This is a genomic window from Candidatus Streptomyces philanthi (assembly GCF_059553635.1).
In genome coordinates, this window is sequence record NZ_JCANQV010000259.1 from 1 (window position 1) to 8,505 (window position 8,505).

The 8,505-nt window shown below is 73.2% G+C and carries 10 protein-coding genes; 2 read left to right on the forward strand and 8 right to left on the reverse strand.

Annotated elements, in window-relative coordinates; all coding sequences use genetic code 11:
* On the reverse strand, positions 1–1,228 hold a 1,228-nt coding region (locus AC51EU_RS23700), incomplete at its 3' end, for a DUF6986 family protein (protein WP_496269070.1).
* 177 nt (positions 1,229–1,405) lie between these two features.
* On the opposite strand from AC51EU_RS23700, the gene AC51EU_RS23705 reads away from it, so the two are divergent.
* A complete protein-coding gene (locus tag AC51EU_RS23705; protein ID WP_496269071.1) occupies positions 1,406–1,924 on the forward strand; it encodes a DinB family protein in 519 nt (172 codons plus the stop codon).
* Between the two features lie 67 nt (positions 1,925–1,991).
* Here the strand turns inward: AC51EU_RS23705 and AC51EU_RS23710 are convergent, their stop codons facing one another.
* From AC51EU_RS23710 to AC51EU_RS23725, 4 genes are all read right to left on the reverse strand, one after another.
* Positions 1,992–2,954 carry an electron transfer flavoprotein subunit alpha/FixB family protein gene (locus AC51EU_RS23710; protein WP_496269072.1) on the reverse strand — a complete coding sequence of 321 codons (963 nt, stop codon included), beginning with the start codon at positions 2,952–2,954 and terminating at the stop codon, positions 1,992–1,994.
* 79 nt (positions 2,955–3,033) lie between these two features.
* On the reverse strand, positions 3,034–3,819 hold the full coding sequence (locus AC51EU_RS23715) for an electron transfer flavoprotein subunit beta/FixA family protein (RefSeq protein ID WP_496269073.1): 786 nt from the start codon (positions 3,817–3,819) through the stop codon (positions 3,034–3,036).
* Between the two features lie 212 nt (positions 3,820–4,031).
* The gene (locus AC51EU_RS23720) at positions 4,032–4,538 is read right to left on the reverse strand and encodes a flavin reductase family protein (RefSeq protein WP_496269074.1); all 507 of its coding nucleotides are present in this window, start codon (positions 4,536–4,538) and stop codon (positions 4,032–4,034) included.
* 216 nt (positions 4,539–4,754) lie between these two features.
* A complete protein-coding gene (locus AC51EU_RS23725; RefSeq protein WP_496269079.1) occupies positions 4,755–5,144 on the reverse strand; it encodes a TlpA family protein disulfide reductase in 390 nt (129 codons plus the stop codon).
* 224 nt (positions 5,145–5,368) lie between these two features.
* On the opposite strand from AC51EU_RS23725, the gene AC51EU_RS23730 reads away from it, so the two are divergent.
* Complete coding sequence (locus AC51EU_RS23730) at positions 5,369–6,082, forward strand: lysophospholipid acyltransferase family protein (RefSeq protein WP_496269075.1); 714 nt, start codon at positions 5,369–5,371, stop codon at positions 6,080–6,082.
* Positions 6,083–6,085: 3 nt separating this feature from the next.
* On the opposite strand, the gene AC51EU_RS23735 is transcribed toward AC51EU_RS23730, so the two are convergent.
* The 3 genes from AC51EU_RS23735 to AC51EU_RS23745 form a co-directional block, all read right to left on the reverse strand.
* Positions 6,086–6,706 (reverse strand): nucleotidyltransferase domain-containing protein, encoded by a 621-nt coding sequence (locus AC51EU_RS23735; protein WP_496269076.1) that lies wholly within the window; start codon positions 6,704–6,706, stop codon positions 6,086–6,088.
* Positions 6,707–6,824: 118 nt separating this feature from the next.
* On the reverse strand, positions 6,825–7,895 hold the full coding sequence (locus AC51EU_RS23740) for a threonine aldolase family protein (protein ID WP_496269077.1): 1,071 nt from the start codon (positions 7,893–7,895) through the stop codon (positions 6,825–6,827).
* The coding region (locus AC51EU_RS23745) for an SDR family oxidoreductase (RefSeq protein ID WP_496269078.1) at positions 7,892–8,505 on the reverse strand (614 nt) is incomplete at its 5' end. The genes AC51EU_RS23740 and AC51EU_RS23745, both read right to left, overlap by 4 nt.

Sequence of the window (8,505 nt, forward strand, 5' to 3'; positions counted from 1 at the left end):
CCGTCAGGCGGGCGGTCTCGGCGGGGTCGACGGCGCCGCAGTCCAGTCCGCGCAGCAGATGACCGCTGAGGGCGCGGGCGGTGGCGGGCTCGTCCAGGACGTCGCCGCCGGCGCGTTCGACGTAGGCCGCGAGGCGGGCGGCCGCGGACTCCAGGCCCTCGCGGTAGAAGGCGTAGACGGCGGCATAGCGGGTGGGCAGATGCGCCGGGTGCATGTCCCAGCCCTGGTAGTAGGCGCGGGCGAGGGAGCGGCGCACCAGGGAGTGGTGCAGCCGCCAGGCGTCGTGCACCCGGGACGCCGGGCCGACCGGCAGGACGTTGGTGGAGCCGTCCGACAGGCGGACGCCGGTACCGGCCGCGGCGACCTGCATCACGGCCTTGGCGTGGTCGGCCACCGGGTGGTCGGGGGACTGGTGGGCGGCGCCGACGCCGCAGGCGGCGCTGTAGTCGAAGGTGCCGTAGTGGAGGGAGGTGGCGCGTCCCTCGGCGGCCTCGATCATGCGGGCGACGGTGGCCCGGCCGTCGGCGCCGAGGATCGCCTGGGTGGTCTCGATCTGGATCTCGAAGCCGAGCCGCCCGTGCTCCAGTCCGCGTGCCCTCTCGAACGCCTCCAGGACCCGGACCATGGCGGTGACCTGCTCGGCGTAGGTCACCTTGGGGAGGGTGAGGACGAGCCCGCCGGGCAGGTCGCCGGCGTCGAGGAGTCCGGTGAGGAAGATGTCGAGGGTGCGGATGCCGCGGTCGCGGACGGCGGCCTCCATGCCTTTCGTCCGGATGCCGGTGAACGGAGCGGCCGAGCCGTCGCGGTGGGCGGCGGCGACCAGAGCGGCGGCGCGGGCGGCGGCCTCGTCCTCCTCGGCGTCCGGGCGCACCCCGTAGCCGTCCTCGAAGTCGATGCGCAGGTCCTCGACGGGCTCCCGTTCCAGTTTGGCGCGCACCCGGTCGTGGACGGGGCCGGCCAGGTCGTCCGGGAGACCGAGGACCGCGGCGAGCGCGGCGGCGTCGGGGGCGTGGGCGTCGAGGGCGGCGAGGGCCCCCTCGCCCCAGGAGCGGACGGTGTCCGCGCCGAAGCTGTCGGCGGGGACGTAGACGGTGTGGACGGGCTGGCGGGTGCCGGCGTCGCCCGGGTAACGGCGCGCCAGGTCGGCGTCGACGGCGGCGAGAGCGGCCCCGATCTCCTCGCGTACGGTGTGCGCGAGGCTCGTCGCCACGGTCTCCTGCTTGCCCATGCGGCACCCTCCCGGTGATGACGTCCCGCACTTCCGTCCAGCGGAACCAGCAGTTCGTATGGCGAAGCTAACGGGGTGCCGCACCAAGGTCAACACCCCTCCCCCGCCCTCGCGTCGCCCGGCCCGGCACACGAAAACCACGTGGCGCCGCACCGCCCCGGCCGTCAGACTCCCCTCATGACATGGATCGCACCCGACACCGAGCGCCCGGCCCCGCCGCAGGCCGCGGGCGAACGGGAGATGCTGCAGGGCTGGCTCGACTGGCACCGCGCGACGCTGCTCCGCAAATGCGCCGGGCTCACCGCCGACCAGCTCGCCCACGCGAGCGCGCCGCCCTCCGGACTGACCCTGCTCGGACTCGTACGGCACATGACCGATGTCGAACGCGCCTGGTTCCGGCAGCGGTTCGCCCGTGAGGAGATTCCTTCGCTCTACATCACCGACGACAACATCGACGGTGACTTCGACGACGCGGCGCCCAAGACGGCCGAGGCCGCGCTGGCGGCGTTCCGCGCCGAGACCGCGGCCTGCGACGCGGCGGTGGCCGGCCACGGCCTGGACGAGCCCTTCTCTCCCTCCCCGGACCGGAACCTCAACCTGCGCTGGGCGTACGTCCACATGATCGAGGAGTACGCGCGGCACAACGGCCACGCCGACCTGCTGCGCGAGCGGATCGACGGCACGACGGGCTACTGAGCAGGCCGTACGCGCGAGGCCCCGCACACAAGCCGTGTGCGGGGCCTCGTCAGCCTTGCGGGGGTTCTCAGCCCTTGCGGGCCTTGATCTCCTCGGTGAGCGCCGGGACGACATTGAAGAGGTCGCCGACCACGCCGTAGTCGACGAGCTCGAAGATCGGGGCCTCGGCGTCCTTGTTGATGGCGACGATGGTCTTCGAGGTCTGCATGCCCGCGCGGTGCTGGATCGCGCCGGAGATGCCCGCCGCGATGTACAGCTGCGGCGAGACCGACTTGCCGGTCTGGCCGACCTGGTTGGTGTGCGGGTACCAGCCGGCGTCCACCGCGGCGCGCGAGGCGCCGACGGCGGCGCCGAGCGAGTCCGCCAGCGCCTCGATGACCGGGAAGTTCTCGGCGCCGTTGACGCCGCGGCCGCCGGAGACCACGATCGCGGCCTCGGTCAGCTCCGGGCGGCCGGTCGACTCGCGCGGGGTGCGCGAGACGATCCGGGTGCCCTTGGAGGAGTCCGCGACGGTCACCGCGAGCTGCTCGACCGTACCGGCGGCCGGAGCGGCCTCCGGGGCGGCGGAGTTGGGCTTGACGGTGATGACCGGCGTGCCGGTGGTGACGCGGGAGCGGGTGGTGTACGAGGCCGCGAAGACGGACTGCGTCGCCACCGGGCCCTCGTCGCCGGCCTCCAGGTCGACGGCGTCGGTGATGATGCCGGAGCCGATGCGCACGGCGAGGCGGGCACCGATCTCCTTGCCCTCGGCGGAGGACGGCAGCAGCACGGCGACCGGGGAGACGGCCTCGTGGGCGGCCTGGAGCGCGTCGACCTTGGGGGCGACCAGGTACTCGGCGAACTCGGGGGCGTCGGCGGTCAGGACCTTGACCGCGCCGTGCTCGGCGAGGACCGGGGCGGCGGTGTCGGCGCCGGCACCGAGGTGCACGGCCACCGGGTCGCCGATCCGGCGGGCGAGGGTGAGCAGTTCGAGGGTGGGCTTGCGGACGGCGCCGTCCACGTGGTCGACGTAGACAAGGACTTCAGCCATGGGGATCGCTCTCCTGCGGGAAAAGTGGGGCGGTTGAGGGGCGGCCGGCCGGGGCTCTCCCCCGGCCCGCGCGGCCGCGTCAGATGAACTTCTGGCCCGCGAGGAACTCGGCGAGCTGCTTGGCGCCCTCTCCCTCGTCCGTCACGACCGTGCCGGCCGTGCGGGCCGGACGCTCGGTCGCGTCCTCCACCGCGGTCCACGCGCCGTCGAGGCCGACCTCGTCCGCGTCGATGTCCAGGTCGTCCAGGTCCAGGGACTCCACCGGCTTCTTCTTGGCCGCCATGATGCCCTTGAAGGAGGGGTAACGGGCCTCGCCGGACTGGTCGGTGACGGAGACGACGGCGGGCAGCGCGGCCTCCAGCCGCTCGCTCGCGGTGTCGCCGTCACGGCGGCCGGTGACCTTGCCGTCGGCGACGGAGACCTCGGAGAGCTGGGTCACCTGGGGGACGTTCAGCCGCTCGGCGAGCAGGGCCGGCAGGACGCCCATCGCGCCGTCGGTGGACGCCATGCCGCAGACGACGAGGTCGTAGCCGGTCTTCTCGATCGCCTTGGCGAGCACCAGCGAGGTGCCCAGCGCGTCGGTGCCGTGCAGGTCGTCGTCCTCGACGTGCACGCCCTTGTCCGCGCCCATGGACAGTGCCTTGCGCAGGGCGTCGTTCGCGTCCTCGGGGCCGACGGTGAGGACCGTGATCTCCGCGTCGCCGGCCGCTTCCTTGATCTGCAGGGCCTGCTCGACCGCGTACTCGTCGAGCTCCGAGAGCAGGCCGTCCACGTCGTCACGGTCGACGGTCAGGTCCTCGGCGAAGTGCCGGTCGCCGGTGGCGTCGGGCACGTACTTCACACAGACAACGATCCTCAGGCTCACGCCGGCTCTCCTACCTGCTTCGTCTCTTCCGTACTGCCTTGTGCTGGCAGCATAGGCGCCCGTGGGGCGGCACCGGGCCGGTTGCGCGACCTCGCGCCGACCCCGATATTACTCACCAGTACAGACGGTGTCGTTCCCGGAATCAAGGTCGCTGAAATGTGACCTTGCCAACGACCTTGATCCGGGCCGCGAAGCGGCGGGAAGGGAACGCGTCAGTCCCGCAGAGCGTTGAAGCGCCCCTCGTGGTACAGCAGCGGACGACCGGGCCCGGCGGGGTCCCCGGCGACGGGACGGGCGAGCACGACGCGGTGGTCACCGGCCGGGACGCGGGTGACGACCTCGCACACCAGCCAGGCCGTCACCCCGTCCAGCAGGGGCACGCCGTGCGGGCCGGAGCGCCAGGAGGTGGACGGGCCGAAGCGGTCGGCGCCCCGGCGCGCGAACGTGGCGGCCAGTTCCTCCTGGTGCTCGCCGAGTATGTGGACGCCGATGTGCGCGGCGTCGGCGAACACGGGCCAGCTGGAGGAGCCGGTGGCGATGCCGAACGAGATCAGCGGGGGCTCCGCGGCGACGGAGGTCAGCGAGGTGGCGGTGAAACCGGCGGGCCGGGTGCCGTGCGCGGTGATGACCGCGACGCCCGCCGCGTGCCGCCGGAAGACGGAGCGCAGCAGTGCGGTGCCGGTGGCGGAGGGCGTGGCGAGGTCGGAGGAGGCCGTCATGGAGGTGTCCTTCTGCCGTGGTGGACGGAACGAGTCGCGGCCGCCGGGTGCTCCGGCGGCGGTGGGGTCGTCGCTGCTCACCCGCGGGGACAGCGCGCGCTGGCGGTCCGCAGAAGGTCGACGTGCGCGCGTCGGTACAGAAGGGGTCCTGGCCGCATCACGTCAGAGTGACGATGCCCGGGACGGGGCGTCAAGTGGCACCGGCGGTCTGGGAGATCAATCACGGATCGCCGTGCCCAGCGCGGCGATGACGTCGGCCCGGCGCGGCTGCCCCGCGGCGCGGCGGACCACGGTGCCGTCCGCGTCGAGCACCAGGACGGTGGGGGTGCGCACGATCCGCCACCGTCGTACGAGGTCGAGCCTGGCCTCGGCGTCGATCTCGGCGTGCACCACGCCGCCGACCATGCCGGCCACTTCGGCGAGGGTGCGGCGGGTGGCCCGGCAGGGCTGGCAGAAGGCGGTGGAGAACTGGACGAGGGTGGCGCGTTCCCCCAGTTCCGTGCCGATGTCGGCGGCGCTCAGCCGCTGTTCCCCGTCGTCTCCGTGCACCCTCTGTCTCCCCTCGCGGCGCGGGCGCGCCGTGCCCCGCGCTCCCGGTCGTCGCAGGGTGCAGCGCGCGCGGGGCCGGAAAGATTCCCGGGCGGTGGTTTCCGGCCGCGCGGGACGACGCCGCAGGTGGGACACGTGACGAGAATCTCCCGCCCGCACCCGTCACCGTGGTGGCCCCGGCAGCCGTGATCGGGCACGATCGTGCGCGAGCCGCCGCTTACGGTGGCGTAGCTTTCCGCCGGGAGAACCCTCCCCAGGAACAGAGAAGGGGCCCTCCCGACATGGCCGAGTTCGTCTATCCGCCGGTGATCGCCGCCGCCCGCACCGCTTTCAAGGCGCTGGACCTGAAGTTCGACATCGCGGGCTCGGAGAACATCCCACGGGACGGCGGCGCGGTGCTGGTGAGCAATCACATCGGCTATCTCGACTTCGTCTTCTGCGGTCTGGCGGCGCGGCCGGCCAAGCGGCTGGTGCGGTTCATGGCGAAGGAGGCGGTGTTCCGGCACAAGGTGTCGGGGCCGCTGATGCGCGCGATGAAGCACATCCCGGTGGACCGCGCGCAGGGGGTGCACGCGTACAAGCACGCGCTGAGCGCGCTGCGGTCGGGCGAGATCATCGGGGTCTTCCCCGAGGCGACCATTTCCGAGTCCTTCACCCTGAAGTCCTTCAAGTCGGGTGCGGCGCGGCTGGCGCAGGAGGCCGGGGTGCCGCTGCTGCCGATGGCGCTGTGGGGCACGCAGCGGCTGTGGACCAAGGGGCACAAGCGCGATCTGCGCCGCAACCACGTCCCCATCACGATCCGGGTCGGCGAGCCGATGGCGGCCGGTCCCGCGGAGCAGACGGAGAAGATCACCGAGCGGCTGCGGACCCGGGTCCAGGACCTTCTGGAGGCCGCGCAGCGCGCCTACCCCGTCCGCCCCAAGGGCCCCGACGACACCTGGTGGGTCCCGGCCCACCTGGGCGGCACGGCGCCGCTGCCCGGCGGGGCCGCGTAGCGGTCAGGCGTCCGCGGCCCGCAGCCTGCGCGTCCAGGGGTGCGGGCCGTACGCCGTGCCGATCGCCCGTGCGAGCCGGCGGCGGCGTGCGGCGGTGAGGTGCGGGAGCGCGGCCGCGAAGTCCTGTTCGTCCTTGGGCCGGGGTTCCCGCGCCTTGTAGAACAGCTGGATCTCGGGGGCGAGGACGGGGATGCCGTCAGCGGTGGTCACGCCGAGGGTGTCCAGCGGTGCGCGCACCCGCGGGTCGCGGCGCGACACCCAGTCACCGCCGTCGCTCTCGTCGAGCATGACCTGGATACGCCAGGGGGCGTGCGGGCCGGGTCTGCACCACAGGTCGTGCACTCCGGCGGGCAGGGTCTCCCCCGGTGCCCAGGGGCGCAGGGTTCCGGGCGGGTCGGCCGCCCACCATTCCCAGCCGGCCAGGGCGCGCTGTACGGCGTGCTGGTCGCGCCGCAGCAGCAGGACGTCGATGTCGTCGTGCGGGCGGACGCGGTGCCCGGCGAAGAGTTCCACGGCGTAGCCGCCGGCCACCCACCAGGGGGCGCGGGCCGCGGCGAAGAGCGCGGCGACCTCGGCCGGCGTGGCCGGGTCCCATGCGCCGAGCGGCGGCCGCAGGACCGTCATCGCCGTACTCCCCCTTGCGGTGGGTGTGTTCCGGTCCGGCCGTCTTGGCCCCGCGCCACAGGCCCGGCCCGGTGACACGGGTCACCGGGCCGGGCGCGGGCTCCCCCCAGGGGCAGGTTCAGCGGCCGATCTCCTCGCGGAGGGCGTCGAGGAAGCCGTCGACGTCCTCCTCGGTCGTGTCGAAGGAGCACATCCAGCGGACGTCACCGGCCGCCTCGTCCCAGAAGTAGAAGCGGTAGCGCTTCTGGAGGCGTTCGCTGACGTCGTGTGGCAGCCGGGCGAAGACGGCGTTCGCCTGGACCGGGTAGAGGATCTCCACGCCGTCGATCGCGCGGACGCCGGCCGCCAGGCGCTGGGCCATGGAGTTGGCGTGCCGGGCGTTGCGCAGCCACAGGTCGCGGGCGAGCAGGGCCTCCAGCTGTACGGACACGAAGCGCATCTTCGACGCCAGCTGCATGGACAGCTTGCGCAGATGCTTCATGGCGCGCACCGCGTCGGGGTTGAGGACGACGACGGCCTCGCCGAAGACGGCGCCGTTCTTCGTGCCGCCACAGGAGAGGATGTCCACGCCGACGGCGTTGGTGAAGGCCCGCATCGGGACGTCCAGGGACGCCGCGGCGTTGGCGATCCGGGCGCCGTCGAGGTGCACCAGCATGTTGCGTTCGTGGGCGTGGTCGCAGATCGCCCGGATCTCGTCGGGCGTGTAGAGGGTTCCCAGCTCGGTGCTCTGGGTGATCGAGACGACCTGCGGCATGGCGCGGTGCTCGTCGTCCCAGCCGTACGCCTCGCGGTCGATCAGCTCGGGGGTGAGCTTGCCGTCCTCGGTCGGCACCGTCAGCAGTTTCAGCCCGCCGACCCGTTCGGGTGCGCCGCCCTCGTCGACGTTGATGTGGGCGCTGCCGGCGGCTATCACCGCGCCCCAGCGGTCGGTCACCGCCTGGAGGGCCAGGACGTTGGCCCCCGTGCCGTTGAAGACCGGGAACGCCTGGGCGCGCTGGCCGAAGTGGCTGCGGAAGACCCGCTGGAGGTGCGCGGTGTAGTCGTCCTCGCCGTAGGCGACCTGGTGGCCGCCGTTGGCGAGGGCGAGGGCGGCCAGGACCTCCGGGTGCGCGCCCGCGTAGTTGTCGCTGGCGAACCCGCGCACCGCGGGGTCGTGGTGACGCCGGGCGTCGGTCTTGTCCTTGCTCACGGCTCGGGGGTCAGCCACAGGCGCTTTCCATTCACTTCCCGTGCGGGCCTGTCCCAGACCCCGGTGATGGCCTCGGCCAGCTCCGTGACGTCCGTGAAGCCCGCGAACTTGGCGTTCGGTCGCTCGGCGCGCATCTGGTCGTTGACGAGCGCCTTGACGACCAGGATGGCAGCCGCCGCCCGCGGGCCCTCCTCGCCCCCCGCCTTGCGGAACGCGTCGGCCAGTGCCAGCGTCCACGCCTCGGCGGCGGCCTTGGAGGCCGCGTAGGCGGCGTTGCCCGCGGTGGGCCTGGACGCGCCGGCCGCGCTGGTCAGCAGATAGCGGCCGTTGGCGGAGCGCAGCAGGGGCTCGTGGAAGGCGAGGGAGGTGTGCTGGACCGTGCGGATGAGGAGGTTGTGCAGCAGGTCCCAGTCGGCGAGGTCGGTCTCGGCGAAGCCCGCCGAGCCGCGCCAGCCGCCCACCAGGTGGACCAGGCCGTCGATCCGCCCGAACTCCTTCTCCGTACGGGCCGCCCACTCCCGGGTCTGCTCCAGGTCGAGGAGGTCGACGGTGTCGCCGATGACGGTGGCCCCGCCGTGTGCGTAGCGGGCCGCGTCCACCGCCTCCGCGA